Annotated in this window: 32 protein-coding genes and 1 pseudogene; 2 read left to right on the forward strand and 31 right to left on the reverse strand. The window is 38.1% G+C overall.

Annotation, left to right across the window (positions count from 1 at the left end; all coding sequences use genetic code 11):
- Positions 1-4 precede the first annotated feature (4 nt).
- The 5 genes from DTOX_RS21535 to DTOX_RS12100 are packed head-to-tail and all read right to left on the reverse strand — an operon-like array spanning position 5 to position 2,575.
- On the reverse strand, positions 5-199 hold the full coding sequence (locus DTOX_RS21535) for a hypothetical protein (protein ID WP_052292942.1): 195 nt from the start codon (positions 197-199) through the stop codon (positions 5-7).
- Between the two features lie 60 nt (positions 200-259).
- Positions 260-571 carry a hypothetical protein gene (locus DTOX_RS12085; protein ID WP_015757978.1) on the reverse strand — a complete coding sequence of 104 codons (312 nt, stop codon included), beginning with the start codon at positions 569-571 and terminating at the stop codon, positions 260-262.
- 15 nt (positions 572-586) lie between these two features.
- Entirely contained in the window at positions 587-841 is a 255-nt protein-coding gene (locus DTOX_RS12090) for a sporulation transcriptional regulator SpoIIID (RefSeq protein ID WP_015757979.1), read from the reverse strand.
- A gap of 20 nt (positions 842-861) precedes the next feature.
- Positions 862-1,419 carry an HD-GYP domain-containing protein gene (locus DTOX_RS12095; RefSeq protein ID WP_015757980.1) on the reverse strand — a complete coding sequence of 186 codons (558 nt, stop codon included), beginning with the start codon at positions 1,417-1,419 and terminating at the stop codon, positions 862-864.
- Between the two features lie 34 nt (positions 1,420-1,453).
- Positions 1,454-2,575 carry a topoisomerase C-terminal repeat-containing protein gene (locus DTOX_RS12100; RefSeq protein ID WP_242652423.1) on the reverse strand — a complete coding sequence of 374 codons (1,122 nt, stop codon included), beginning with the start codon at positions 2,573-2,575 and terminating at the stop codon, positions 1,454-1,456.
- A 45-nt stretch (positions 2,576-2,620) separates the two neighbouring features.
- Here DTOX_RS12100 and DTOX_RS12105 point away from each other — a divergent pair, with 45 nt between their 5' ends.
- Entirely contained in the window at positions 2,621-3,754 is a 1,134-nt protein-coding gene (locus tag DTOX_RS12105) for an IS630 family transposase (protein WP_015756644.1), read from the forward strand.
- A 27-nt stretch (positions 3,755-3,781) separates the two neighbouring features.
- Here DTOX_RS12105 and DTOX_RS12110 read toward each other — a convergent pair whose 3' ends face one another.
- From DTOX_RS12110 to DTOX_RS12200, 20 genes and pseudogenes are all read right to left on the reverse strand, one after another.
- On the reverse strand, positions 3,782-4,102 hold the full coding sequence (locus DTOX_RS12110; protein WP_042315766.1) for a hypothetical protein: 321 nt from the start codon (positions 4,100-4,102) through the stop codon (positions 3,782-3,784).
- A 36-nt stretch (positions 4,103-4,138) separates the two neighbouring features.
- Positions 4,139-4,321 (reverse strand): hypothetical protein, encoded by a 183-nt coding sequence (locus DTOX_RS12115; protein WP_015757981.1) that lies wholly within the window; start codon positions 4,319-4,321, stop codon positions 4,139-4,141.
- A 140-nt stretch (positions 4,322-4,461) separates the two neighbouring features.
- A complete protein-coding gene (locus DTOX_RS12120; protein ID WP_015757983.1) occupies positions 4,462-4,947 on the reverse strand; it encodes a macro domain-containing protein in 486 nt (161 codons plus the stop codon).
- Between the two features lie 69 nt (positions 4,948-5,016).
- Positions 5,017-5,382: a DMT family transporter gene (locus DTOX_RS12125; RefSeq protein ID WP_015757984.1), complete on the reverse strand. Its 366-nt coding sequence runs from the start codon at positions 5,380-5,382 to the stop codon at positions 5,017-5,019.
- Entirely contained in the window at positions 5,360-6,823 is a 1,464-nt protein-coding gene (locus DTOX_RS12130) for a hypothetical protein (protein ID WP_157862937.1), read from the reverse strand. The genes DTOX_RS12125 and DTOX_RS12130 overlap by 23 nt, the downstream gene beginning before the upstream one ends.
- Before the next feature lie 97 nt (positions 6,824-6,920).
- Positions 6,921-7,373, reverse strand: a complete 453-nt coding sequence (locus DTOX_RS12135; RefSeq protein ID WP_157862938.1) for a TadE family protein — start codon at positions 7,371-7,373, stop codon at positions 6,921-6,923.
- Positions 7,315-7,848 carry an A24 family peptidase gene (locus tag DTOX_RS21540; protein ID WP_015757987.1) on the reverse strand — a complete coding sequence of 178 codons (534 nt, stop codon included), beginning with the start codon at positions 7,846-7,848 and terminating at the stop codon, positions 7,315-7,317. Before DTOX_RS21540 ends, DTOX_RS12135 begins: the two co-directional genes overlap by 59 nt.
- Positions 7,826-8,008: a hypothetical protein gene (locus DTOX_RS12145; RefSeq protein ID WP_015757988.1), complete on the reverse strand. Its 183-nt coding sequence runs from the start codon at positions 8,006-8,008 to the stop codon at positions 7,826-7,828. Before DTOX_RS12145 ends, DTOX_RS21540 begins: the two co-directional genes overlap by 23 nt.
- 18 nt (positions 8,009-8,026) lie before the next feature.
- Positions 8,027-8,218: a hypothetical protein gene (locus DTOX_RS12150; RefSeq protein WP_015757989.1), complete on the reverse strand. Its 192-nt coding sequence runs from the start codon at positions 8,216-8,218 to the stop codon at positions 8,027-8,029.
- Positions 8,219-8,302: 84 nt separating this feature from the next.
- The gene (locus tag DTOX_RS12155; protein WP_015757990.1) at positions 8,303-8,494 is read right to left on the reverse strand and encodes a hypothetical protein; all 192 of its coding nucleotides are present in this window, start codon (positions 8,492-8,494) and stop codon (positions 8,303-8,305) included.
- Between the two features lie 84 nt (positions 8,495-8,578).
- Positions 8,579-8,761 (reverse strand): hypothetical protein, encoded by a 183-nt coding sequence (locus DTOX_RS12160; protein ID WP_015757991.1) that lies wholly within the window; start codon positions 8,759-8,761, stop codon positions 8,579-8,581.
- Between the two features lie 25 nt (positions 8,762-8,786).
- Positions 8,787-8,930 (reverse strand): hypothetical protein, encoded by a 144-nt coding sequence (locus tag DTOX_RS23015; RefSeq protein ID WP_015757992.1) that lies wholly within the window; start codon positions 8,928-8,930, stop codon positions 8,787-8,789.
- Positions 8,931-8,953: 23 nt separating this feature from the next.
- The gene (locus DTOX_RS12165; RefSeq protein WP_015757993.1) at positions 8,954-9,838 is read right to left on the reverse strand and encodes a type II secretion system F family protein; all 885 of its coding nucleotides are present in this window, start codon (positions 9,836-9,838) and stop codon (positions 8,954-8,956) included.
- A gap of 13 nt (positions 9,839-9,851) precedes the next feature.
- A complete protein-coding gene (locus DTOX_RS12170) occupies positions 9,852-10,772 on the reverse strand; it encodes a type II secretion system F family protein (RefSeq protein ID WP_015757994.1) in 921 nt (306 codons plus the stop codon).
- A 2-nt stretch (positions 10,773-10,774) separates the two neighbouring features.
- Complete coding sequence (locus DTOX_RS12175; protein WP_015757995.1) at positions 10,775-12,130, reverse strand: TadA family conjugal transfer-associated ATPase; 1,356 nt, start codon at positions 12,128-12,130, stop codon at positions 10,775-10,777.
- Between the two features lie 55 nt (positions 12,131-12,185).
- Positions 12,186-12,515, reverse strand: a pseudogene (locus DTOX_RS12180) (ATPase, T2SS/T4P/T4SS family); the annotation flags it as partial.
- Positions 12,516-12,542: 27 nt separating this feature from the next.
- A complete protein-coding gene (locus tag DTOX_RS12185) occupies positions 12,543-13,793 on the reverse strand; it encodes a CpaE/TadZ family protein (RefSeq protein WP_015757996.1) in 1,251 nt (416 codons plus the stop codon).
- Positions 13,794-13,800: 7 nt separating this feature from the next.
- Entirely contained in the window at positions 13,801-14,544 is a 744-nt protein-coding gene (gene cpaB / locus DTOX_RS12190) for a Flp pilus assembly protein CpaB (protein ID WP_015757997.1), read from the reverse strand.
- A 13-nt stretch (positions 14,545-14,557) separates the two neighbouring features.
- Complete coding sequence (locus DTOX_RS23020; RefSeq protein ID WP_157862940.1) at positions 14,558-14,926, reverse strand: hypothetical protein; 369 nt, start codon at positions 14,924-14,926, stop codon at positions 14,558-14,560.
- Between the two features lie 250 nt (positions 14,927-15,176).
- Complete coding sequence (locus DTOX_RS12200; RefSeq protein WP_042315774.1) at positions 15,177-15,635, reverse strand: Tad domain-containing protein; 459 nt, start codon at positions 15,633-15,635, stop codon at positions 15,177-15,179.
- 798 nt (positions 15,636-16,433) lie between these two features.
- Here DTOX_RS12200 and DTOX_RS12215 point away from each other — a divergent pair.
- Positions 16,434-17,030 carry a CPBP family glutamic-type intramembrane protease gene (locus tag DTOX_RS12215; protein ID WP_015758000.1) on the forward strand — a complete coding sequence of 199 codons (597 nt, stop codon included), beginning with the start codon at positions 16,434-16,436 and terminating at the stop codon, positions 17,028-17,030.
- A gap of 40 nt (positions 17,031-17,070) precedes the next feature.
- Here DTOX_RS12215 and DTOX_RS21545 read toward each other — a convergent pair whose 3' ends face one another.
- The 6 genes from DTOX_RS21545 to DTOX_RS12245 all read right to left on the reverse strand — a co-directional run bounded on the left by DTOX_RS21545 (position 17,071) and on the right by DTOX_RS12245 (position 26,084).
- Positions 17,071-19,431 carry an Athe_2463 domain-containing protein gene (locus tag DTOX_RS21545; protein WP_015758001.1) on the reverse strand — a complete coding sequence of 787 codons (2,361 nt, stop codon included), beginning with the start codon at positions 19,429-19,431 and terminating at the stop codon, positions 17,071-17,073.
- On the reverse strand, positions 19,432-20,394 hold the full coding sequence (locus DTOX_RS21550; RefSeq protein WP_015758002.1) for a copper amine oxidase N-terminal domain-containing protein: 963 nt from the start codon (positions 20,392-20,394) through the stop codon (positions 19,432-19,434). It abuts the gene before it with no gap.
- Positions 20,395-20,939: 545 nt separating this feature from the next.
- On the reverse strand, positions 20,940-22,166 hold the full coding sequence (locus tag DTOX_RS12230) for an IS110 family RNA-guided transposase (protein ID WP_015756467.1): 1,227 nt from the start codon (positions 22,164-22,166) through the stop codon (positions 20,940-20,942).
- Positions 22,167-23,138: 972 nt separating this feature from the next.
- Positions 23,139-23,549 (reverse strand): type II toxin-antitoxin system VapC family toxin, encoded by a 411-nt coding sequence (locus DTOX_RS12235; RefSeq protein ID WP_015758003.1) that lies wholly within the window; start codon positions 23,547-23,549, stop codon positions 23,139-23,141.
- The gene (locus DTOX_RS12240; RefSeq protein ID WP_015758004.1) at positions 23,533-23,805 is read right to left on the reverse strand and encodes an AbrB/MazE/SpoVT family DNA-binding domain-containing protein; all 273 of its coding nucleotides are present in this window, start codon (positions 23,803-23,805) and stop codon (positions 23,533-23,535) included. The genes DTOX_RS12235 and DTOX_RS12240 overlap by 17 nt, the downstream gene beginning before the upstream one ends.
- Before the next feature lie 518 nt (positions 23,806-24,323).
- A complete protein-coding gene (locus DTOX_RS12245) occupies positions 24,324-26,084 on the reverse strand; it encodes an IS1634 family transposase (RefSeq protein WP_015756162.1) in 1,761 nt (586 codons plus the stop codon).
- Positions 26,085-26,127: the final 43 nt, after the last annotated feature.

Consider the following 26,127-nt stretch of genomic DNA (forward strand, 5'->3'; position numbering starts at 1 on the left):
CCCCTTATTTTTTCGGTACCAACGGAGCACCAAACTCACAAAGATGTTTAATGTCATCTCTTGATGCCCAACGAGAGGTACCGAAAGCCGCATTATCAACATTTTTTAAACCTTTGGAGTATCTTGAGTTATTTTTCTTAGCACCCCCTTTAAATCGCCATAATATGCCCACCCCACCTATACCTAATAAAACATTCAACCACTCCCAGATATGTTTTACTGCGGGAAAGGATAATGTTTCAGTAGGTTTAGTTAGCCGTCAGGCCCAACCTACGGTAAAAGGGTGTGAGAAAAAGTACGGTAATATCTTGCCTTGAAGTGCAGCTGCTTTTTCTTCCGGTGTTGCAAAAATTGAAATGGCATTCCAATAAACCTTAAGTTCGTACAGAGCAGCCGCCAAACTACCAATAGCCCAAACATCAGCAAAATAAAAAAGCGGCACGGTAACCGGTAAACTTGCGGTAATCAGCGCGACTTTTTTATGACTTTTTATTAAATTTCTCAGATTTTCCTCGGGAATCTTATCCAGTAGTTTATCAAAGATAAAATCAATTTTACCGTTCAGCAGCACACTTTTACCCCCTTTCTAGGCTTCCTGCTTAATGTATTTTTGCCGCAATGCTTTACCACCTCTACTGCTGCACTCTGCCTTGTTATAATTTAAGACAAGTTTTACCGCGCAAGTTAATTCTTTATTCACCGATGGCAACCGGTCGGTCAAATCCTTATGCACAGTACTTTTACTGATGCCAAACACTCCCGCCGCTTGCCGCACGGTAGCCTGAGTCTCTAGAATATAGCTGCATATTGTTAGAACGCGATTATGAATATGCTTCTCCATTTTTTACACCTTCTTATTATCTAGTACAAATTGCAAATTTTTCTATCCATAACTCCAACTACTTTTTTCAGAGCATTAACAACTTTTTCAGGCGCAAATCTGGATACTTCCGCTAGAGCCACTAACGGTTCAAAAGTCTTTACTGGCCGGTATTCTCTCTTAGAAACCATGGCGCTATAAACATCACAGGCAGCAATAATTAAAGTTTCTAATCCCGGTTCCATGATTTTATTGGGATATCCCCTGCCGCCCGGTCTTTCGTGGTGCTCCAGGATTAGTCTTTTAACCCGGAATGGCACTAAAAAACTTCGTTCCAACATATTGACGCTTTGAATAGGATGATCATGAGTTATAGTCCACTCTAATGCGTTAAGCGGATATTTATGGAACAGCTCCTTGGGCCAGGTTAGTTTCCCCAGGTCATGCAGGAATGCTGCTGTACCGATTGTGTTTACTGTATTAGAGTCAAGTCCAACCCGGCTTGATACAGCAATTGACAGATTCATAACTTCCTCTGAGTGCTCTAGCAAATAAGGCATAAGGCACATTTGCTCCCTAGCCCATTGAAGAATATTCAAATATTTCCACCTCCATCAACCTGCTCCACTACCCCTACTTGACAAATTCAAAGTTCACTTTTCCCTCTTGTAACACTAAAACCGCCTCAAATTTCTTTTCGGTCTTAGATTTAAAGCCTTTAATTACAGCCGTCCTACCTTTCTGAATCAGCTCTTTAGCTTGTTTTTCAGAGATCTTTTTCCCGGAAATCTCTTTCCAGATTGTAAATTTACAACCTTCTTTGTAACCACTGCAGCTATAGCTTTTAGCAGACTCAAAAATGTTTTTGCCACACAATGGACAACTGCCCAAAGACTGGCTGTTCTTTTCTGGAAAATCAAATTCAACCTTTCCGTCTGTACCAAGTTTTAGTGCAGCATCAAATTTTTTTTCCTGTTTAGATGTAAAACCTTTTATAAGACCGGTTTTTCCTTCCTCCAACAGTGTTTTTGCTTGGGTCAGGGAAATATTTTTACCGGCAATTTCTTTCCAAACTTTAAACTCGCAGCCCTCATTATGACCAACACAACGATAACTCTTTTTATTTTCAATCACATTTTTACCACAAAGCGGACACTGGCCTATGGTTTCCCTTTCTACATTGTTGCCTGCTTCTTGGCTTTTAGCCAGTTCAACAATTTGCTTAGTCACCCCTATAATACCTGCCATAAATTCTTTTGGTGTCAATGCACCAGTCTCAATATCAGCTAAAGATTTTTCCCATAACCCAGTCATTTCCGGGCTTTTTACTAGATCTGGCACCAAATCAATAAGAATTTCTCCTTTAGTAGTGGGGACTAAAGCTTTTTTGTTACGCTCAATGTAACCTACTCCTATCAACCGCTCAATAATGGCCGCCCTAGTCGCCGGGGTACCCAAGCCGTGCCCCTTCATAGCATCTTTAAGTTCACGGTCCTCCATCAAACGACCGGCACCCTCCATCACAGCCAACAGAGCGGCTTCTGTAAACCTCTTAGGCGATTGAGTTTTCTTTTCCTGGATTTCAGTTTTCTTTGTTTGTACGTCTTCCCCCTCAGTCAACAGTGGAATTTTAGCTGAATCCTCCACGTCATTTTCTTCTTTATCTACCGCATAGACAATTTTCCATCCCTGGTCCAATTCCACTCGACCACTAGTAGAGCAATTCTTAATTATCATTGAACCACAAATCGGCATGGTATATAATTTCCTATAATACATAACAGGTGGGGAGACCAAACTATGCCATTCATAAGTCAAAGAGCAAAATTAGATTTGACAACAGAAGAAATAAATAGATTAGAAAAAATTATACATTCAAGAACAGAAAGTGTGAGTCATATTGAACGGGCTAAAATGTTTCTCTTGTATCATCAAGGAGAAACAATAGCTTCAATTGGTAGAATATTAGAGACTAACCGTGCAAAAGTAGAACGACATATAGATAAAATTTTACAATTTGGCTTAGATATAGCACTCAATGATCTTCCTCGTTCAGGCAGGCCGGATACAATAACCAAAGAAGATAAAGCGTGGCTTGTTTCTCTTGCTTGCCAAAAACCTAAGGAATTTGGATATAGCTATGAATTATGGACAACAGATTTATTAGCCAAACATGCACGAAATCATTGTGTAGAAAATGGCCATCCAACCCTGCAAAATCTAGCAAAAGGTACAGTATCAAAAATACTTTCAGCAAACAAAGTTAAGCCACATAAAATTAAATATTACTTGGAAAAAAGGGATCCAGAATTTGAACAAAAAATGGCTAACGTGTTATATGTCTATAAAGAAGTTGAAATGGTATCAAAAAATGATGAACAATCAATGTATGCTTATATATCATATGATGAAAAACCCGGTATTCAAGCTATAGAAAATATTGCTCCGGATCTTTCTCCTTCTCCTGGAACGTATTCATGTCTTGCTCGTGATTATGAATATGTTCGCCATGGTACACTTAGTCTCATGGCCGGTATTGATTTGGTAACAGGTCATATCTTAGCTCAAGTAGAAGACCGCCATCGTAGTATTGAGTTTGTAGAGTTTCTAAAAATGATAAGTGAGTACTACAAAGATATAGAGAAAATAGTAATTATATTGGACAACCACTCCGCTCATATTTCAAAAGAAACAAGGGCTTATCTTAGTACTGTCCCAAATCGTTTTGAATTTGTTTTTACACCAAAACATGGATCCTGGTTGAACTTAATTGAATCATTTTTTGGCAAAATGGCTAAATCAATGCTGAGGGCTATTAGGGTAAAAACTAAAGAAGAATTAAAAGATAGAATTTACAAATATATAAAAGAAATTAATGATTGTCCTACTGTTTACCGCTGGAAGTACAAAATGGATGATATTGAAATAATTTAAATTATTAGTAGAAATTATATTATTTAACTAGCTTATTGATATGTTAATTAGGAATCGTTCTACTAGTAGTCCTTCGTTTTCAGTATTTAATAATTCTTCTATATGAGCATACCGAAGATCATCAATAATAATTTTATTTTCTGTCTTGCATAAAAAATCCGGGTACCCAGTTGGGGTAATGCCGGATATTTCTTTAAGTAATGTTGTTTTACCGCTACGACGTCCTCCACATATTAGGATATTTTGCCCGGAATTATAGCATGATTTTAGATGTTCTTTTATTTTATTAATTTCTTCTTCCGGAACGCTCGTTAGATATTTGCCATTTTCCAATATCATGTTTTTCAATTCATTCCACCACTTCGTCATATATTTAATATTCTGTTACCTGAGTCTAAATTCTGCACTTACCACCAATCTGCCCGGACTAAAACCATCAAATTTTTTAGTTCTGGCCCTTGGGAAATGAACTATAACATTCCTTTCCACAATACGACACCTTTGTACAATACGTTTTTTACGCTCATTTTTAGCTTTTCGTCCCGGCCTTTTGTGTTGACAGGCCACATTATCACCTCCCTAATCTACCCTTAAGCTGGCGGCAACCAACACCCACCGCACTTATTAAAAACACCCCTCCATATTGAATAATTGATAACCACTCACCTTTTAATGTTCCACCCTTTGTAATCACACATCACCTCTCTCTAATAGTTTTTTGCATTCAATCGGTACAAATGACATTCACAATTAGTAAATACTTTTTCGATAATGTTATAAACTATTTCCCATCTTCCCCCTGCACGTCCACAACCAATACCATATGGCATTCCTACGGGAGCATATTTCCCATACTGGGCGACAAGACTTTTTAGAGATTTTTCCAGTGCCTCATAATTAGTTTGAGGAAAAGGCAACAACACCCTATATCTATTTTGACCGCACAGGTTGGCTATGTACCGATTGCCGCCGTGAACCTGCTCGTCTTTAACCCATGTTCCACAAAGATATCCTAAGACCAACTTTCCGGATTTATGTTCCATTTTGTAATCTGCATATACCTTTGGCCACTTTTCCCTTATTTTTTTTGCTATTCCAGAACCCATAACGCCTTTACAATTTACCTGATGTGCTATAACCACACAGGGCGAGATTAACAAATTTAACAAATCTCCATCAATAATCTTAACCATTTTCACGCACACTCCAAAATACAAATTCACATAAGTTAACGATTAAATTGATTAGTTATTCCACACAATTTATGTTACTTCAATAGATAAAACCCACACACCTACACCAATTAAGAATACCCCCACCCATTGTATTCCTGACAACCACTCACCTTTCAAAAATCCGGCACCTAATGCAACAAGAACATAAGTTATTCCGGCCACCGGTACCGCCTGAGCTACCGGGCGGGAGGCCAGAAACGGCAGCCATAATGCCATGCTAAGGAAGTAGCATACAATTCCTGCAATTACAGTAGAGTTTAAAAATGCCATTAAGCTGCTTCCGGCTCTAGTAACACCTTCTTTAACTAATAGGTGACCAGTAGCACCGATTATTAAAGAGGTTATAAGATAACTAATAGTTCTAATAACTTCATCTCCTTTTCCAGACTGCAATATGTTTACCTTTTATAAATGGTTCTCCCAATATGTCATGTAACTTACCGTAATCATTTTCTGCTAAAAAATCTTCATAAATAATATACTTTGCTCCGATTTGTTCAGGCAATTGGGGCAGTTCCCCTTTGTAAAAAGCATCTACTTTTTTACGCTTTTCTTCATAGTTTAGCGTTTCCATTGGATGAGCACAGTATGGTTTTAATTTTATTGTCCATGCAGGCATAAAATTGCCTGTATAAGTATCACACAATACTATAGCTTGCTCGTTGTCCAAATTTGCCAGGGTATCAACATATTCCATTGGTAAATAGTTTGGATACTTGCCTGTTACAGTTTTATCTGCTTTAAATATAGGTATCATCCACAGTATAGAATACCCTGACGTTAATAATAATAATAAAGTAACACCGATAACCGTAAGAGTTGGATTTTTTCTTTCCTCAAGCCATCCTATTATTTTTTCTACCACTTCACTGGCCAATATACCTAATGGTATCGCCAGAAAAAATATATACTCTGTGCGGTTAGCTAAAGGCATGGCATATGCCATAACACTTGCTGTAAGCACCCAAATGGACCAGAAACTAAGCTTCTTTATTTCTGAGACAATCTTATACCAAGCTAATAACCCGGTAACTCCATGTATAGCAAGTAAGAGTATCAACGGGCTTACAAATTGAGTAGCGGTAGCGTCCCTCCAAACACGAAGCCATTCTATGTGTGTAAAAGCAAGGTATTGGATAATGGTTAATGGTAGAGCTGCTATCATGCTGGGTATAACCACCTGTAGGGCTTCTTTGGTACGTTTATTTAACAATCCATGTATAAGAGGTATTAAGATTATTGCCATTAAAAATACATGGACAGCAGAGAATAAAAATCCTGCTATTGCTGAAAGACATATTCTCCTACGTGCCGGAATATCTGCAAGGTACGCATGGAATATTGATAAAAAAGCCAGCAAGTCAACCAGGTAATGGGGATACGTTAAAAATGCTGTTCCCACCTTGGCTTGTAAAAATAAATCCATTTTTGCTACTTTAGTATTAAGGACGCTGTCAAAATACTCCCAGTAACCAGCCATGCAGGTTATTACTAAGAGAAAAGCTAACCATGTTTTGGACTTAGTATTTGTTTTTAAAAATCCCCAGAGACTTATTAAACATAGTGCTCCTATTAAAGACCGTGCCAGGTGATATACCCAAATAACAGATAAACCTGTCCACTTGGAAATGTGGCCCAATAATAAGTAAAACCCATAAATTGGTGCTGGTTCGGTACATTCAGTTGTGTACCGGTTTATATACGTCCAGTGCCCTGCTGCACCCCACTTCATTTTCGCTATAAAAGTAGCATAATCAAAGCCACCGGATATAAAACCACTGGGCACATATCCAGTTGGTGTGTTATAAATCTGAATCAAAAGTGGGATTAGCAAAATAAAAAAACCAATCAAAAACCATAAAAAATATTTCCGAACAAAAACCACCTCCTAAAAATAAGAAAAACCCCTATAAAAACAGGGGTTTTTCTCGTTATGGTTTTTCAAGTTTAAATACTTGGCTACTTTCGATAAGAAAACTATTTCCCCAAGACGCGCCGTGACCAAGCAGTTGGGGTAATCCGGGTATAACCGAAGGCTGATTATATTTCACTGTAACGGTAACATAATTTGCGTCTTTTATTACGCTCACGCTTTGCTTATTGGCTACATTGAGATTTCCATCACTTAAAACCTCATCAACCTTTGTATCTGCACTGCCTAAATTCAGTGCTTCATATCTTGCGCCCTCCCTTGCTGCGTCTACCACAACTATATGCGCCCATATGCTGAGCGAAAAAATCATGCCCCCTGCTGTAATAAATATTATGATTGGCAGTATAACAGCTAACTCAGCAGTGTATGCACCCTTTATACATTTTAATAGTCTAATATAACCACCCCCCCAATAACACCAGTATTGTGCTAATAAGGATTGACACTGCATAGGGAAGTGTCGTACCTTCTGTCGTCTCCCTGGAGTAATCTTTGATTTGTACTTTAACAATAGCGTAGTTAAGTTGATATTTGAAAGTGCTCTTAAATAGTTCACTAATCTTGCCCTTTTTAGCATTAACTGCTATTGAATGTAATGCTGATAGGATAGACGACAGCATCCCTATGTATATTGCATACTGCCACCCCAGAACAGCACCAACACCCATTATTAGTTTGACATCTCCGGCGCCCATACCGGTTATTATATAAGGCAGCAAGAAAAGTACAAATCCAGATACTATACCAAGCAAGGAAAAAATGTATCCATATCCAAAAAAAATATTATAGACTAAACCTGCTACAATTAACCCAAATGAAACATTGTTTTTAATAATACGATATTTTAAGTCGGTATAGCTGCCTATTGCTAATGCAGTTAGGACAATAGTTGCGGGTAGAATATTAGTATACGGAAGATTTAGCACTCTTTAACTTTGAGGAGGCAGAAGTTTGTGCACCTTTAATACTGGTACTCACAGCAGCCACTACACCCACAACAATAACCAGAATCATAACCACAATAGCAGTGTTTTCAGCAATACCACCTTTTTCTTCCCGCAAAAATGTCTTAAACCATTCTCTCATTAATCTTCTCCCTTCTTTTTAGTAGGTAGAACTTTGGGCAGAACCTAACTTTGAGGAGGCAGAAGTTTGTGCACCTTTAACACTGACACTCACAGCAGCCACTACACCCACAACAATAATCAAAATCATAACCACAATAGCAGTGTTTTCGGCAATACCACCCTTTTCTTCACGCAAAAATGCTTTAATCCTTTTTCTCATTTTTTTCATTAACTTTTTTCCTCCTTTTTTATTTGCTTTGGTATACACCCCCACACACTTTTAATATGGGGGATGTATACTAGATTATTAATTCTAGTAGGTAGAACTTTGTGCACTAGTCAATTTTGAAGAAGCCTGAGTCTGAGCACCCTTAACGCTAACACTCACAGCAGCCACTACACCCACAACAATAATCAGGATCATAACCACAATAGCAGTGTTTTCGGCAATACCACCCTTTTCTTCACGCAAAAATGCTTTAATCCTTTTTCTCATTTTTTTCATTAACTTTTTTCCTCCTTTTTTATTTGCTTTGGTATACACCCTCACACACTTTTAATATGGGGGATGTATACTAGATTACTAATTTTAGTAGGTAGAACTTTGTGCAGTACTTAACTTTGAAGAAGCCTGAGTCTGAGCACCCTTAACGCTAACGCTAACAGCAGCTACTACGCCCACAACAACAATCAGGATCATTACCACGATAGCAGTGTTTTCGGCAATACCACCCTTTTCTTCACGCAAAAACACTTTAATCCTTTTTCTCATTAATCTCCCTCCTTTTTTCAAGATTTTACAATGCGCCACCAATAGCCTCAAATACCGTCTTAATTTTAGGGCCGAGGTAAAGTAGAGCACCAACTGCTATAGTCAACACCATAACAATTATTGCTGTGTGTTCAGCGATACCGCCTTTTACATCTCGTAAAAACTTCATAATACAACCCTCCTCCCTCCTTTTTAAAATTTCATAAGTTGTCCAATCCCGATAAAAGGCGGTCCCAAAACGACTATGAATAGTGCAGGTAAAATGAAAAGTATCATAGGAGCTAACATTTTAATACTGGCCGCCTGTGCCATTTTTAAAGCGTTTGTCCTAAAATCTTGCTTTATTCTGTTTGCCTGGTCTTTTAAAACTTTTGCTATCGGTACACCCGTTCTCTCTGCTTGGATAATCGCGTCAACTAATAAGTTAACGTCTTTAATGTCCAATCTTTGAGCCATGTTTTTCAATGCTTCAGAACGCCTACGTCCTAACTCTATTTCAACAAAGGCGTACTGAAATTCTTCAGCTAATATGCCGGGCATATGCTTAGTGACACGATCTATTGAAGTGCTGAGATCTAAACCGGCATCTATACCGTTAGTCAGTAAGTCGATGAAATCAAGTATTTCAAGTTGAGCTCTTTTCTGACGAGCCCTTATTTTCATATTGATATATTTCGTCGGCAATAAAAAAAACAACCCACCGGTTGCACCACCATAAAGTAATATTTTATCAATAGCTGGAAAATAAAAAATACCCGTAAGAACAGCAGCTCCTACCGATAATGTCAAACGCAACGTATATATTTCTTCCGCAGTTATTTTGCAGTTGGCTCTCCGTAAATTAAACTCCATTTTTTCTAGTGTCGTAACTGACGGCAATAGAGGCCGAAAAAGTTTTATAACACCGGCCTTTATTTTTTGTAAGGATAGTGATAAATTTTCTTCTGAATTTTCTTCCGAAATTTGCAGATATTCTTCTAATCTCTTTTTTTCTTCCCTTCTCTTAACACCTATATAAAAAAGTATGAGAATAGGAATTGCTCCGCAAAGAATGCCTATCTGTGTTATTGTATCCAAATAATCACTCCTATCAATTAAATTTAATGGTACTTAGTTTATTGATTGTAAACCAACCAAGAAATACTAAAAAAACAGATAACATGAGCATCATAGTTCCATAGGGACTATCCAGCATAGGTTTCAAATAATCTGGTGACATTGTTTTTAGTATTATTAGCACAATAAAAGGCATTAAACCAGCAACAACCGCTCCCAGCTTTGCTTGTGTTGTATGGGCCTTTAAGACGTCGCGTGTTGCAATCCTCTCTTCGATTGTCAGGCAGATATTATCAAATCTTTCGGCTAGATTTCCGCCAAGTTGACGATGTATTTTTGCTGTCATAACTACCATCTTAAACTCTGCTACAGGAATTCTCACTAACGCCTTTTCAAGCGCATCAGCGCTTGAAAATCCTAAGTCTATATCATATTTGATTCTTTTCAACTCTTCATTTATTTGGGGAGCCACACGGCCAATTGATCCAGCTATAGCCTGGGCGAGAGATACACCCGACCGCAAACTGTTTGCCCATATGATTAGGCAGCCGTGAAGCTGCTTTGCTAACAATTCACCGCGTTTGCTGATCATGGCATTTAATATATTGATCGGAACATATAACCCGATTGGAATACCAATAAGTGCAACATAAGTACTTGTAAAAAGAAACTTTAATATGCCAAAAGCTATGGCAGCGCATAATACTTCCATAGCAAATACCTCTAATTCACCAAAATTCAAATTGGCTTTCTTAGCCTTTGAACTGATTTTGCTCAGAATTCCAATATTGAGCTTGGGAATTCGGTACCGTGCAAGTTTTTCTTTACGTGCTTCCTCCTCTAATCCCACTATTTCCTGAAGCACTGTCCTCATGTTCTTAATTTTAAGTATACATACACAACCATAAAACATTACAGCAATGAAAATCAGCAGCCCAAAATATATAGACTCCATTGTTATTCCTCCTTGATCCAGGAGGGTATTTCTATACCCGCTTTTTCTAATACCGGTATAAATGCACTTCTGCCTGGCGCAGGTACTAATCTATCTTCATTTTTATCATATAGTAATATGTCCTGCATAAGAATAGTCTCTCCGCTGATACCAAGTATCCCAGTGATATGAGATATTTTTCTTCTACCGTCCTTCAGCCTGGTTTGCTGTATAATCAAATCTATTGCTGCGGCAATCTGCTCTCTTATTGCCCGGCTGGGTAATTCCATACCAGACATCAGCACCATCGTTTCTAATCTGCTAACCATGTCTCTTGGCGTATTGGCGTGACCGGTAGTCAAAGAACCGTCGTGACCGGTGTTCATCGCCGTCAACATATCTAACGCTTCCCCGCTACGTACCTCACCGACTACGATTCTGTCTGGCCGCATACGTAAAGAGTTTCTAACCAGCTCCCGAATTGTAATCGCGCCTCTACCCTCAACGTTGGGAGGTTTAGATTCAAGTCTCACCACATGCGGCTGATTTAACTGTAACTCAGCCGCATCCTCTATGGTTATAATTCTCTCATTCTCTGGAATAAAAGAACTTACAGCATTAAGTGATGATGTTTTACCGGAACCGGTCCCCCCTGAGATCAATATGTTCATTCTATTCTCAACACAAGACTTAATAAACTCAGCATCTTGCTCGGACATAGTGTGGTAGGTATGGATCAATTTATCCATATCTAATGCCTTTCTAAATTTACGGATTGTAAGACACGGACCGTCTAAAGCCAACGGTGGAATTACAGCGTTTACCCTGGAACCATCCGGTAGCCTGGCATCCATCAGCGGAGTTGATTCATCAACGCGACGACCTATTGGGGAACCGATTTTTTCAATGATAGCCAATATGGCTTCTTCATCCGGTGGTATTACATCTGCTTTTGTAAGTAATCCGTCTTTTTCATAAAATATTTCCATAACGGTTTTTACAGGGCCAACTCTCTTCCCTTGTACCATTACTTCAGTGACATCCGGATCATCAAGTAACTTGGTTATTACTCCGAATCCCAGTATTTCGTCTTGAATTTCTTCCGCCAGCGCATCCAGCGCCGGCAGCATAATGGAGGGGAAGTTTTTCCCCTCCGTCATTACTGCCTCATGGATCATGCCTCGCAATTTTCCCCTGATTAAAGGGTCGTGCTTCATTGCTACGAGTTGTTTGTCAAAACCTTGGATAATCTCATTTACCTTAACACGCAATGTTTGGGCATCTATTAATCCTAAGTGTTGATCGTTTACAATCGTGCCGCCGGAATCCTTAACTTTTTGCGTAAAATAATCAAAGTTTGGTTTAACAGCCAATGTCAATTAAAATGTACCTCCTTTTCATTTATGCAGTATTTTTTGGGAAGGTCTAGATTCGTCTATTAACCATGTCTCTCGGCGTATTGCCATGCCAGGTAGCATAAGAACCGTCATGACCTGTATTCATAGCAGTTAGCAGGTCTACTATTTCTTCGCCACGTATTTCACCGATAATAATTCTATTCGGTGTCATACGGAGTGATTCTCTGACCAACTCATGGAAAGTAGGGAGAATAGGGAGATTAGTTGTACCCTTACCTTCTACTTTAGAAGGTCTAGATTGCAATTCAGACGCATCTTCGATAACTACAATTCGCTCATTATCTGGGATAGAGGAATTTAAAGCATCAATTATTGATGTTTTACCGGAACCGGTACCTCCCGATATCTGGTAGGTATTTGATGATAACTTCAATTAAAATGCACCCCCTGAACGTTTCCAAAAAGCAAATTTTAATAAACTGCTTTTTTCCGGAGCTATATTTGACGGTATGATTGTGTTACACAAGCTGGTTACAGACTTAGCAAATTTGCTGGCCCTGCGGCTCAGCACAGGCGGTGTTCCCAGGTTGCTTTCTACCTGCACCCCTTCGTCATATGGAATTATGCCGGCCAATTTCATATTTAGTACAGACGTCATGTCATTTACTCTCAAAGGTTGTTTTTTGGGCATTTTTGTAACTAACAATGAAAATTTATCCTTTTCAAAGTTAATCATGTCCATTCTTCTAATTACCGTGTTCGTTTTAGCTACTGTTGCAGAATCGGGAGGAACCAGAATAAATACCCTTGTTGCGTGTTCAATCGTTATTAATGTAGGAGCAATTAACAGTGGCGCTGTATCAACAATAACAACATCAAAACGACGTGTTAAAATTGAGAGTATTTTACCGGTTATTTCCGGATTGATCAGTTCCCCTTCTTCGTGATTGAGAGGAGCCGGTAATATTTTTAGTCCTGTAGAATGATGATCTGCAAGGCATTGGCTCAAATCATCACTGTTCCCGCGTATCCAGTCAACCATCGTGGTTGTTGGTTTCACTTTAAGCCTGGTTACAACATCACCGCTGAAAACATCAAAATCAACCAGTACGGTGCTCTGACCTTGCTTTGCCAGAGCAATACCCGTATTAATGGCCATTGTAGTCTTACCCACACCGCCATTTACACCGAAAAAGCAGATTAATTCCCGTTTAGGAATTATAGTTGGCTTCTGCTGTCCATGTACCGGAAAAGGTTGGTTACGTTTCCGTTCTGGTACCACATTGTTTATTTGAGCATTGTTGACTTGACTGTAATCAGGTGTACTTTGTCTTGTCAGTTGTTCGCGTAAAGGTCTTTTAACCGATGAAGTTTGTATTTTCCCGGACATTTCGGTTGCAGCAGTTTCTTTTAACCAAACACCTTTACACCCGTTGAAAGTTGACTTTTTCCAGATTTCAATGTTAGTTATGTTCGCAGTTAAAATATAGCAGTCAACACCTTGGCTACTTAAGTGTCGGGCAATAGCTTCCCATTCAGAAAAATCATCCGATATTACGGCTATATTCACCATACCGTTATTAAAAGCGTCTTGAGTAGTTGTTGCAACAACAAAATCTGCATTAACGGCAGTAGTCAATGACCTTATAAATTCTGCATTTGTATCACAAATTAATACTTTCATTAATTAATTAGCCTCCTGCATTGATTTGTTGCTGTTGCTGAATATATTTTTCAATAAAACTTTGAGATGTTGTTGGTGTGGTTCTGGCCGCGTTTGTATCAGGTTGATACGGATTGAGAGACAATTTTATAGTACCTGCTGTTTCAGCAAATCCTACATCCTGTGCCTGTTGGGGAGTTAACCCCAATATTACGCCGGTCGGTTTATTCGGTTCCCCTGTGACTGCTATTACGGGTACCTGAACTCCGATTGTCTGACTAACGGGTTGTTGTAATCCGCCCATTGGAAGTTTCATATTACCAACTACATCGACACGATCACCGGGCATTATTTTACCGTCTAAAGCATTTACTCCTTGCACTGTTACCGGAGTAGCCCTTAGTTTAGGATCTTTGAATTGCGATATCTGCGTGGTTAACAAACTTCCTGGTCCTTCGATTGCCAGAAAATCTTTGCTGACAGGGTAGCCTGCCGGAATAACAGTTCTGGTTACTTTTCCAATTAAATTTTGACTGTTTGGGAACATACCTTGTTTAATTGCTGCTTTAGGTATGTTTTCTACAGCAAGCATTTCTTTCTCATTTTCTTCTGTTATCGGTGTGTAAGCCGGAATTTCAACCTTAGCAACCACAACCGGCAGCACCGCGGTATACTTTCTTATTGTTTGCATGCCTAAAAATCCAGCTGCAACGGCAGCTATAAGAGTAATAAATAAAAGATAGCTGCTTGATTTTTTATTAAATAATTTCAAATAGACACTCCTTTCAAGAAATTATCAAGTCCCACTGTTCGGATTTATTTCGACCGGGCTTATTCAGTTCTTGACTAAACATTTTTTTGAATATTTTTTTATGTTTTTTAGGATTATACAGATTTAAGAAATCTTTAGATAAAACAATCCCGGAATATCTCCGGCCTTCTAAAATTTCCATTGTCTTGTCAAGCCAAAAGCGATTGAACGTGTTTAATGTGACAGTGGATAATTTACCATTTACTTTTAATTCTTGTATTTTTCTTAAATCATGTTCTAATTTTTCCTTAAATTGTTCTATACTTTCGTACTTTTTTGAGGGGTTTACGTGCATTTCCGTTACCCGGCCGGATACAAAGATACCATATTTTCGAGTGTACAAATTATATATCCAGCCGTTACAGGGATACAAAATAGTTGCAGATAAACCCAGTTTTTTGGATTTTAACTTATGGTATTTTGCCCAGCAAAGAATTGATGTAATGTAGATAATAAACACCATGCTACATAAGCTAAATTCCGCTAAAGGGTATACAATTGTGAATAGGCTCCATATTGAAAAAACAATAAGAAATACAGATTTATTTAACCCCAGCAATACAAAATTGTTATAAATAGCTTTCTCTCCTTTCTTATGTGTCTTTGGCCTTGCTTATAGCTACCCTGGTAACGGTTATATGGTTTCCCATCCCTGATATAGGTCCTGCGATATAACTTTGAATTTTTGCCGTAACACCCCACTTGTAGGCATCCAAATAACCGTCAGAGTCTTCGTCAAGCGCACTATGATTACTTGTATCAACTATTGTTACACCTTTATCAATGAATTTCATGCTGCTAACATTTTGGTTCCAAACATCTGTCGCTCTGGCTTCTGCTATTATGGGGTCTAACAGCAGTTTTTTATTGGTGACACTTCCTGTCCCATCGGTAATAAGTTTAGCCGACACTGCACTGCTTCCAGCCAAAGAAGCTGCATCACAAGCAGCTTGCAGTTGGTGTTTTAAAACATATGCTCGGCCATAATCCAGTCCTAATGCGCTAAACATTAGCATTACCGGAAGGATTACCGCAAGGTATGCGGTAATCAATCCCCTTTCGTTTTTTAATACATTCGTAAATAATCCCCCCTTTTTTTAAATGCCCCTAAAAATAGTAAAGGGTTAGCTTTTGAGAGCTAACCCTTTGCTATAGTAATTTTCTTTTTTCGCCATTCTAAAATTAAGCCAACAATAAGTAAAAGTATAATAAATACCCACAATATCATGCAAATAATTGCAAGTATCCAAAACCATAATGTATGAATCTGAATTGGGAATATAATATAGAAGAAACTCAGGACAAAACTATACATTATAAAAGCTTTAAATAATGCATCAGCCAACAAGTTGTATCCTCCCATTAAGCATTTTTTAACCAAAACCCACCAGAATTCCCCCACCTCTAAGGTGGTGGGATGAATAATTGTCCCCGGTTCTCCGATAATTATGTCGGTTTCACCCAGGCACCACCTGGGACTCATCAGGCAAGTTTATATTTTTGTCAGTCGGTAGCGGCTCCCTGTCTCTTTGTCTTCAAATTCCAATAAAAAACAAACCATTAGTTTTATTGATTAATAGTTGTATTTCCATGCCTGGTATAGGATTTATAACTTTCAACGATGCGGCACTTTTAAACATATCAACGTTATTATTGTTGTTAACAAAGAAGTTATGATGTTCTCTTTAAATGTTGTTTTTTTAGTAGGTAATAATGTTTTCCACCCCAAAAACCTATTAATTAATTGATCAATCTGATAAAAATGAAATATTATCAAGGAACAAAAGATAAAAAGTAGAACAATATTAATTATACTAAAGAAAAATTTTCTTTTAGGAGTACAATTTAATATGCCATACATTTTATTTAGCTTATTAATAACTATTTCAATAGCTGTATATAGCTCATATATTTTATTTAATAACATTTCCTTATTAATAATAAACATTACGTTACCTTCTATCGCTGCCAGTATATTAACTGGTATAGTATTGGCTCTTTTAGGATATTTGCTACTACATAAAATAAAAATTTGGACTGATAGCGTAACTTTCGTTGTCAGTAAAATACTTACTAAAGGAAATACTTTCAGTTTAATCCTAATATCCACTATAGCGGCAGTAGGTGAAGAGTTTTACGCAAGAGGATTTATACTTGTTTTTTACAATACACATGGTCTAAATCTTGACTTAATTCTAATTATCATTTTTGCAAATTTTTTATGGACCTTAAATCACATATTTAATGCTAAGGAACATTTTAGAAAAGGTATGAATCAAACCATAAAAAAATCAACTCCTCATCTTGTCGTGGTATTTTTAATAGGTATTCCTCTAACCATATTGACCTTAATTTTTAATTCAATTACACCCCCAATCATTGCACACTTTTCTTTTGACTTATTATTTGGGTTGCTTTATCGTCATTATATTAAATCTAACCCCTAAAAATAGAAAATGGTTAGCTCTTATGAGCTAACCATTAGTTTTATTGATATAGTTGTATTTCCAAATTTGGTATAGACAAGGGATTAATTTGTACTTTAGCAGTATCCGTGGCATTTTTAGAACCACCAGCTGCTGTCGCTTTTATTATTACGGAAGTAGGTTGTCCCCATAGCCCGGTACCCGGATGAGTATAGGTATAAGTATGTGTTTTCTTGCCCCATCCCGCACTAAACGTCTCTTTTGCGGTTTTTGTTACTGGTATGATTTTTTGGTACCCGGTATCATAGTTGTAGTCTACATTCGTATCTGCTGACTGACCTGTTGCATTTACATTCATTGTTATGGTTGGCGGTGAAGGTTCTTCTTCATCACCAGATACTTTCGGTTTTTTGAAATAAGTAGTTATTTCTACAGTATATTTCCACGACTTAAATGCTTCTACAGCAGCCGGTGCCGATATATCAATTGATAGCGCAGACGACCCATCAGAAGGTGTAGTTGGTACTGCCACGGCATTAATATAGCAACTAGCTTTGTTATCGATAAAACTTGTTTCGGTAGACGGTCTATCTCTATCTGGATTAACTTCTACTGTTACACTGGCACCATTTGACGGCATAGTGAAACTTACACCTGCATCAAGTGTCCCAATGACATCATAATTCTGTATGTCTTTTATTATGTTGCCGTTAACTTTCCATACCAACCTTGTTGTGAGAAGTTCCCCCCGGTCATTGTGTATTCTTGCTTTGACTGTGGTGTTTGTAGATGTCTGCACAGATGTTGGATATTCTAATATTTCTACCCAGAGGTTCTGATAATCAGTTTGTAGCTCCACCCAGGCTTTGTTGTTGCTGTAGTCTGCTTCTGTTGTTGTTATTGACATTTTACCATTTACTGGACTAACCTGATCCGTATCACCAGGGTAATCCAGATTTGTGGCTGTTACTAATTTAGTTTTACCTGCAGCCGGGCATGTCCAGTCAAATATCACTTCTACGGTATCCCCTTGTTTTTTTATCACCAATTCATAAGCAGAAAAAGTCGTTCCTGTACTTGTAGTGAACGTGCTAAGTTTCAGATTCTTAATCTTAGCCTGATAGTATGTTCCCTTACCACCAGGTTGGTGGTAAATATTCACGGGTAAATGATATTCACCGGGTGCAGGTAGTTTTATTGTCGTAAATATTGCTTTTCCTGTGTACGTCTTTCCCGGCTGGGCATTAGTACCACTTGGTACACCACTATCAATACTTGTTGCTTCAATATCTATGCCGTCCACGGGTATTATAGGAACCGCTGATATGTCACCTATCGGTACTTCCACCCACGCTTTGTTGTTGCCATAGTCTGTTTCCGTGATTACATTTTGCATTTTGCTTTCCGCTGGACTTACTTGATCCGATTCGCCCGGATAATCTAGGTTTACTCCTGCTGTAAATTTAATTTTAGAAACATCGTCCGGGCATATCCAATCAAAATCAAATGTGATTGTGTCACCTTCGCTATGAACTATCCATGAATAAGCGTTAAACCGTTTGTTGTCTTCTGTTGTGAACGTAGTCTGTGATGTGTTTTTAGATGTTATTTTCTGCTGGATATATGTTCCCTGACTATTTAACTGCTGGTAAATGTTAACCGGTATAACAGATGATCCATTGCCAGAAATTTTATTTGCTAAAAGTGTTGCATGACCTGTGAATTTATCACCGGGTTTTACCGTTGTATTTTTGGGTACTCCACTATCTATTGTTATTGAGATATCATTATTTGTTTTTAGTCCTATTGCAAGTGTTGGATCGATGTTAAATGTTTCGTACCATATTTTACCGGACGAATCCTTGTGCCAAACCCTAACACTACCAACTGCTGCAACTAGATCGTTGTTGATCCAGGCAACCAGGGGTTCGGATAAAACTTTTAAATATGACGGATCAGCAATAATTGGTGGCACTTGGGATAGTATCATATCCCAGGAACTGTCGGGAATAAATTCATCATTTTCACCACATAATTTATATTGTTTATCCCAAGGTTGACTTATCCAGTTTCTTTGTTCCCATGTAGTAAGAGTATCGTCATTTGGAAATTCTTGATTTGTAAATGGCTCGCCTGTATAAGTGTAACCAAGGTATCTGTACTGACCATCTTTATATTGTTGTGCAGGGTTTACTCCTATAACATCGCCAGGATTGCCATATACTATTCTATTACCGTCAACACGTGCGTAAATCATTTTTCCTTGTACAGATATTGAAGACGGCAAATTCAGTGCTTGAAGCGCATCCTCAAGACCAGTTCCTGCATATGATACACCAGTCGAAAGCAAAAACAGCGTAAAAATAAAGAAGGCTACGAATAACCTTCTTTGATGCAAAGTATTTATTCTAAATTTAACCAATTAGCGACCCTCCTTATTGATAACAACATAAATGCCAGTTATATCATTCTGGAAAGCGTTAATACACATACCACGGTTGTCAAAGTTATAGTCCTTTTGAGAGTTATATCCATTGTTAGTCTGTTTTAGCTTAATTTCTGACTGAGTTAATTTAAAAACATTTTCATAACTTTCTGGAAAGAATAGTTTTAATATTTCTTTAACCTTCGTTAAAACTTTTTCGTCTGTTCCTTGCTTTAGAATTATAGACAAATCTGTATCAGATTCATCCATTACATAATGTACTTGATACTTATTTTTCTCAATATATGCCCACCCATCACGATACTTCCCAGGCGGATAAACCGTTGCACCAACCAAAATACTCTCAATGTCCTTAACAATTTGCGGTTTATCAGTAGAAGTTACTATTTGCTGCGTATCCTTTAGATAGTCCACCGCTGCCGAAACATCTGGCTTGCTTTGTCCCTGTGGCCAGCAAACAACGGTCTGCGTGGCTTCGTCCCAATCCACCTGGTAATTCAAACCTTCAGCAACATACCTTGCCGGAAGAAAAGTACGATCATTTTTCAGCATCGGTGCAACATCAATATCTTTAACTACGCCATTGATGACGACTTGGGCCTTACCGATAGTCATTCTAAGATTAGAGTTACCCTTTAATATAGCTGTCCGACTATCTTGTTCCCAGGTGATGTTATTGTCAGATATACCCAAAGCATTGCCTAAAAACCTCACCGGGATGAAGGTTCGATCACTCTGAATGAACGGGGCAACATCCATTTTAGTGCCGGGCATTTGGCCATTTACAACGTAATAAGGTACGTTGATTTTGAACACTATAGAATTAATCAGTTTGTCATTTTGGTATACCTTTAGCTGGTCGGCATGGGCTAGTTTCATATATGGCAGTACCACAGTCAGTAAGGCCAAGGCAATTACTGACACAAAGAATTTTTTCATTAAATCAATCCCCCTTAATTATTACATAATTTTACACCTAAAATACTTGACGAGTATTTTTACTATGTGTTAATATAAATGGGAATACTTTAACTAACAAAATGCTTGTTGGCCTCACTCTACCGAGGTTTTATCTAAGGCCCCTTAAACTGCTGCGAACAGTTTAAGGGGTTACCTATTTAAAGACGACGATTAGTGATGTTTACAACAAGGGTGATAAGTGCTAGGGTAATATGTCAAGAGGGAATTTAAAAACATATTTTTCCTTGTTTTTGGGTATAAAAAATTAACCACCACAGAAACACCCAAAAATTCCTGTTGCGGCTATAAAATTATTCCCTGATATTAAGGCATAATCTTAAAATATGGTTATTGTTTGCACCAATAAAGCTCAGGGAAAAACATATATTGGTGCACAAATAATATTTCAGTGCATCACCACTCTTTTACCTGTGGATAACTATGATAATTAATATTCCTAGCCAGTTGGCAGCAGACAACCGCAGGAATATTAATCAGCACCGTTACCGCAGTTATTTAAACAGCTATCCCCTGTCCGACCTGTAAAGCTGGTTCTTTGAAAGTAAGGAAAAAACCAGCCTTACAAACTTCCTAGCTGTAAGAACCTGAGCTCGTTTATGGGCATGTTTTTTTGATTCTTGAAATTTTTTTTGATAGTAAGCTCGGTACTCGTCATTATGTCTCCTCAAACTGTCCGCAGCTTCTATCAGATAATACCTGAGATACCGGTTTCCAGCCCTATTCAGGGGTTTATCTTCACCGTCAAATTCGCCGGATTGATTGCTATTCCAGGTGATACCTGAAAATTTAGCTAACTGGGACTGATCTTCGAACTTGTTAATATCCCCAATTTCAGAGATAATGCCGGCGGAAAACACTGGCCCAATTCCCTTGATTGACATCAATGGATTCGAGAGCTTGGCCATATCCCTGGCAATCACACTGTCCAATTTGCGGATGGTTTGCTCAAAAAAGCGGATATTATTCATACTGGTTTCAAGAATCAGATTAACCGAATCCGTGAGCTTCGGACTCATCCGGTAGGATTCACGGCAAATTCGTTTTAGCTCAGTAGCCAATGTTTCAGGGTTAGAAAATTGCTTATTTCCTTTATCCACAAGCAATTGAACCAAGTCTTCAAGTGGTGTATTAATAATTTCTTCCGGGCCAAAAAAATCGGTAATAATAGACATGCTGGTGGCTCCAAAGATATCACTGAATACATCACCATAATTACTAAATTTCATAAACAACATAGTTAAAAAATAACTTTTTTCTCGCACAAGTGAACCCACCAGGTGAAACCTGTAACGGGTCAGTCGCTGTAGCGGAAGATACATCTCATCAACCTCGTAAGGTTTAGGTAATCTGCCGTGTCTTAGTTTTTCAGCTATGATATAAGCGTCATATGCATCGTTCTTGCCCTTTGGAGGATAAGACTTCTTGAAGTTCTTGATACTTCTGGCATTGAGTTGGTAAACTGTAGGCCTGTATGGCTTTAATTCTTCGGTGATTAGTAAATAATTCATCAAGTGAAAGTGGTATAAAGAAGTAGCTTCCATTCCAAAAACAACATGATCAAAGCTATCTTTAATCGATAACTCTTTAGTTTTAGATGCCAAACTCTCGGCACCTGAAATGGAGTTATCGAAAACTAACTTTTTCAACAAAATCGTTCCGTCTAATTTCATAAAGCAAGCCACATTCTTATTCTTACCAATATCAATGCCAACATGCAAGGATATTGTCATAAAAACACCTCTGGTAAGTGGATTAACTTTTCCGTTTTCTACGCGAGAACATCCTCGTAATCAGAACTGACATGGAGCGGGAGACTACCTGGATCTGCTGCCATCCAGGTCAACTATCATGCTGAACAGGCTAGGTGTTAGAACTAAAACGTAGAAGGAAAAGAAACATACTTTATTAAGCAGTCTATGCTGCTCGGGGTATTGAGAATTTACCATCTTACCGGGATCATTCTAACTAAATGATTATTTAAATTGCTTATTTCATCAAACATTGACAGACAGGCACCTAAAAAGTACTATCTAAACCATTGTAAATTATAGCACTCTTTAAAGAAAGTTGACAACACCACTCCCCCGGGTTTAAACAGCCTCACGTAAATCAGAATTGCTAAGCAAACATTCTAAGTGTCAGAATCAAACCCTGACGGGGAAAGAGAAACAGACTTAAAAAGCATTGTGGATATCACCACATGCGAGGAGGACTGATGAATTCATCTTACTAATTTTTCAGTGTGGGCTGTCTCTTTGAAAATGATTTGCCTGTGGATATTTTTCTGTCAATAAAATTTTCGGTTCGTATAGACATCACCATCCTATCATTGATTGGGTACCTTGGCGCAACTACTTCCAATAAGTAACCCACATGCAGTAATTCACGTGATTAATAGGTACCTTTACTGCATTGTTGTGGTATTGTTATTGACTTCATCAAACCCAGGTACCCTTGATATGGGAACCGGTTCCCTGAACATCCGGACCACAACATTCTACTATTTTAGAACATGTCGTATTCGGTTGTTCTGACTCTATTATACGAGGAGTATCACTGCAATGATTAATTGTATCGAATCAGATACTGTGATCATCCGCCCCACCCCCTTTCAGGAAAATATCCCCGGAAGGTGAGGCTCCATTTTGTTTAGTTATTTTTGTATTCCCATATTCTATTTTACCACATTTTACTGCTGTTTTTTAATCTTCTTCTACAAGATATGGATCAATAGTCACCAAACCTTTGATAAATTTAAAATGTTTCTTACTAAGAGTGAATAATACTGCATCATTGACCAGAGCAGTAGCACCTATTAGAGCATCCATTGGTTCTAATCCGTGTGAGGCTCGATACTGGGAAAGTAAATTGCCTGCAACTGTTGCAATCTGCCCGTCAACGGGAAGATGCTCAAAAATTTGGAGTAGGTTATTAATTGCAACTAAACGCTTCTCAGATATTTTTGGTTTTGGTGCTGCTAAGAGTTCCATAATGACAACAGTTGAAATTAAACCTTCAAAGTTACCGTTTTCAATTTCCTGTAGCTGTTTTGTAGCCTGGGGTATGCCCCGGAGGTGGTCAATAATAATATTGGTATCAACTACTACTTTCAATTTCGTCTAACCTCCTACCGGAACCCCTGCGAATATTTTCAACAAACTCCTTACCGCTTACCTCCATATCGGATAAAAGACCTGCCGTTGCTGCTACTATACCCTTATTTTTTACCTTATGCTTAGTAGAAAAGGTGATTCTTCCACCGGTTTCTAACCTAACTGTTAATTCATCACCTTCCTTTATCAGTAAATTTTTACGGATTTCCGCTGGCAAAACAATCTGACCTCTTGATGATACGGTGACAGTATACATAACCTAACCTCCTTATCCGTCTTACATTACTTATAGAGATTATATAGCTTATGTATAAAACTGTCAATGCTATTTTACTACCCCTAAATAAATGAAATAATAACCATATTTGTACTACTTATTTCACCTATTATTGTTATTTTGGCTAAACTCTGACATTTAGTAATAATAATTTATTGTAATAATTTGCAAATATAGAGACAAGCTTTATTATCGCACCTCCGTAACCTTGTTCGCCTTCATGATTAACTATCTCAATGTTCGACCTATATCAAGGAAATTATAAAAAAGCAAATCCCCGGCAGAAGACAGGGATTTGCTTTTAACTATACGTTCTTTTTTTCAGTGTCCTCCATATTCAGAAGATTATTTGCCATTTTGTTACGTCTTAATTTATAATAAAAAATAAGCGAGATAATAATCATGAATATGGACATAAAAACCTTAGTTTGGCGTAAGATTTTTCCAAATGCAGTCGTAGCAAGGGCTAAGGTACTCTTAAAAAAATGCGTTCGCTACTACAGCCAATTTTCGGCCTTTTGTAAAATGTTTTTAACATGCTTTACGTCCACAATTGATTCACATCCAAGCGCTTTTAATATTTGTTGTTGCTTTTCGGAGACCTTTGTGATATTTAAGTGTGTCTTTGCCTCCGATTTATCAAAGACCCAGCGATTAGCCTTGCACTCAGCTAATAAGGCTAAAACCGTCTCAGTTGAATTGGAAATTCCGTGCTCCTTAAGTTGGAGCTCAATATCATTTCTCAGAAAATAGGCTAGCATGCAAACAGCAACATGGGCCCTTACTCTTTTCTCCCTGGTTAAATAAATTGGACGTAATTCAAGATGTGATTTTATCTCCCTAAAGGCTTCTTCAATTTTATTTTTCCGTCGATACCACTGTACTATTTCCTGAGCAGATATACGCTCTTGGGTAATATTGGAGATAAAACATGTGATTCCATACAAACGTTGTTCTTTCTGCAAAGCAGTGTTGTCAATAGTATCTGAAAGCTGAAATGATTCAACAGTACGAGATTTACCAGTTTTAGTTGTAACGGTACGAGAACAGGGCGTAATCTGAACGGACAAATATTTATGAACATGAAACCGTTTCGAGATTTTGCTGATTTCTCGCTCAAGAGTGTCACGATTTCTTGATTTTTTGGCTTGTTTCAAATCCCCATTTTTTTTGATTAGCCACCTATTAATTTGTTCTACCTTATTTCTTTGTATTTGGTGCTCATCAAGAAAACGTGCCACGTCAAAAGTTATAATGTATCGCCGATTATCATCTTCAAATTCTCGGTAATACAATATGTCATCATCTATTGGTTGAAATTCCTGCATCGCCAAGACTTGTTCCCAGTCCTCCGGCATAGGAGGGGTTGGCAATGCTGTTTCGAAAAATGATAATACGTTAATCTCGTCCCTGTCCATTGCCGAAACATAATCCCAATTTGTTTTCTCTAATGTTTTAAGGTTATCAGCAGATACCATACCTCGGTCAAAAACCATGGTGCAGTGTTGTATGGGAAAACAAGTCTTGACGTTTTGGATTAAGTCGCAAACTGTGGAAACATCCTGAGTATTACCCTCCAGCAACTTCCAATAAAAAGGGTAACCATCCGGGGTAATCATCAAAGCAATAACAATTTGTTCGCAATCGGGACGGTGATCCCGCGAGTAGCCAAACTTAGTAAGTACGCAGCGACTTCCTGTTACATATGTAGAGGTAATATCATAAAAAAACACATCCAGGCTATTTGGTCGCTTTTCTTGAATTTTACGAAACATATATGACTGTAGCTCGGTTTCTCGCTGGCATAGTCGGTCTAGTTCTCGAAAGATATCAAATGCATTCATTGACAATGGATCTGTATCTATATAGGCAGGCAGTACTGTTTTGGTCATCCACTCCTGCACATTGCATTTCGCAACCGGGTCAATACAACGGTTAATTACCATACCTGTAACCCAGCGGTCATCCTGAAAGAACTCGTGAAACTGCCATTGTTGCCAGATATGAACCAGAACAGCTACATCTAAATATGCTCCATGCTTTGTGACAACAATATCATCAGATTTGGCCACAACAAGATCTTGGTTAGAGTGGGCATTAAGCGTTAAGCGTAACCGATCGGCTGCTTCATCATCAAGAGGGCCAATTGCAAAAATTAAGCGGTGTTTAACTTTACCGTTGTCTCTAAATGATTCGACTATACTATAATGGGAGTATTTTTTCCCTTTGACTGTCTTAACGGATTTCTTGAGAAACATCGTAGCCTCCAATTTGTTCGCGACTACTATAATTCTATCAGAA

This window comes from Desulfofarcimen acetoxidans DSM 771, from assembly GCF_000024205.1.
Lineage (GTDB): Bacteria > Bacillota > Desulfotomaculia > Desulfotomaculales > Desulfofarciminaceae > Desulfofarcimen > Desulfofarcimen acetoxidans.

Excerpts from the sequence above, each read along its gene's own strand:
- DTOX_RS12090 (WP_015757979.1), bottom strand. The coding sequence starts at position 841 with ATGGAGAAGCATATTCATAATCGCGTTCTAACAATATGCAGCTATATT.
- DTOX_RS12100 (WP_242652423.1), bottom strand. The coding sequence starts at position 2,575 with ATGCCGATTTGTGGTTCAATGATAATTAAGAATTGCTCTACTAGTGGT.
- DTOX_RS12105 (WP_015756644.1), top strand. The coding sequence starts at position 2,621 with ATGCCATTCATAAGTCAAAGAGCAAAATTAGATTTGACAACAGAAGAA.
- DTOX_RS12120 (WP_015757983.1), bottom strand. The coding sequence starts at position 4,947 with ATGGTTAAGATTATTGATGGAGATTTGTTAAATTTGTTAATCTCGCCC.
- DTOX_RS12135 (WP_157862938.1), bottom strand. The coding sequence starts at position 7,373 with ATGCAGTGTCAATCCTTATTAGCACAATACTGGTGTTATTGGGGGGGT.
- DTOX_RS12145 (WP_015757988.1), bottom strand. The coding sequence starts at position 8,008 with ATGAGAGAATGGTTTAAGACATTTTTGCGGGAAGAAAAAGGTGGTATT.
- DTOX_RS12150 (WP_015757989.1), bottom strand. The coding sequence starts at position 8,218 with ATGAAAAAAATGAGAAAAAGGATTAAAGCATTTTTGCGTGAAGAAAAG.
- DTOX_RS12155 (WP_015757990.1), bottom strand. The coding sequence starts at position 8,494 with ATGAAAAAAATGAGAAAAAGGATTAAAGCATTTTTGCGTGAAGAAAAG.
- DTOX_RS12160 (WP_015757991.1), bottom strand. The coding sequence starts at position 8,761 with ATGAGAAAAAGGATTAAAGTGTTTTTGCGTGAAGAAAAGGGTGGTATT.
- DTOX_RS23015 (WP_015757992.1), bottom strand. The coding sequence starts at position 8,930 with ATGAAGTTTTTACGAGATGTAAAAGGCGGTATCGCTGAACACACAGCA.
- DTOX_RS12170 (WP_015757994.1), bottom strand. The coding sequence starts at position 10,772 with ATGGAGTCTATATATTTTGGGCTGCTGATTTTCATTGCTGTAATGTTT.
- DTOX_RS12185 (WP_015757996.1), bottom strand. The coding sequence starts at position 13,793 with ATGAAAGTATTAATTTGTGATACAAATGCAGAATTTATAAGGTCATTG.
- DTOX_RS12215 (WP_015758000.1), top strand. The coding sequence starts at position 16,434 with ATGCCATACATTTTATTTAGCTTATTAATAACTATTTCAATAGCTGTA.
- DTOX_RS21550 (WP_015758002.1), bottom strand. The coding sequence starts at position 20,394 with ATGAAAAAATTCTTTGTGTCAGTAATTGCCTTGGCCTTACTGACTGTG.
- DTOX_RS12230 (WP_015756467.1), bottom strand. The coding sequence starts at position 22,166 with ATGACAATATCCTTGCATGTTGGCATTGATATTGGTAAGAATAAGAAT.
- DTOX_RS12240 (WP_015758004.1), bottom strand. The coding sequence starts at position 23,805 with ATGTATACTGTCACCGTATCATCAAGAGGTCAGATTGTTTTGCCAGCG.
- DTOX_RS12245 (WP_015756162.1), bottom strand. The coding sequence starts at position 26,084 with ATGTTTCTCAAGAAATCCGTTAAGACAGTCAAAGGGAAAAAATACTCC.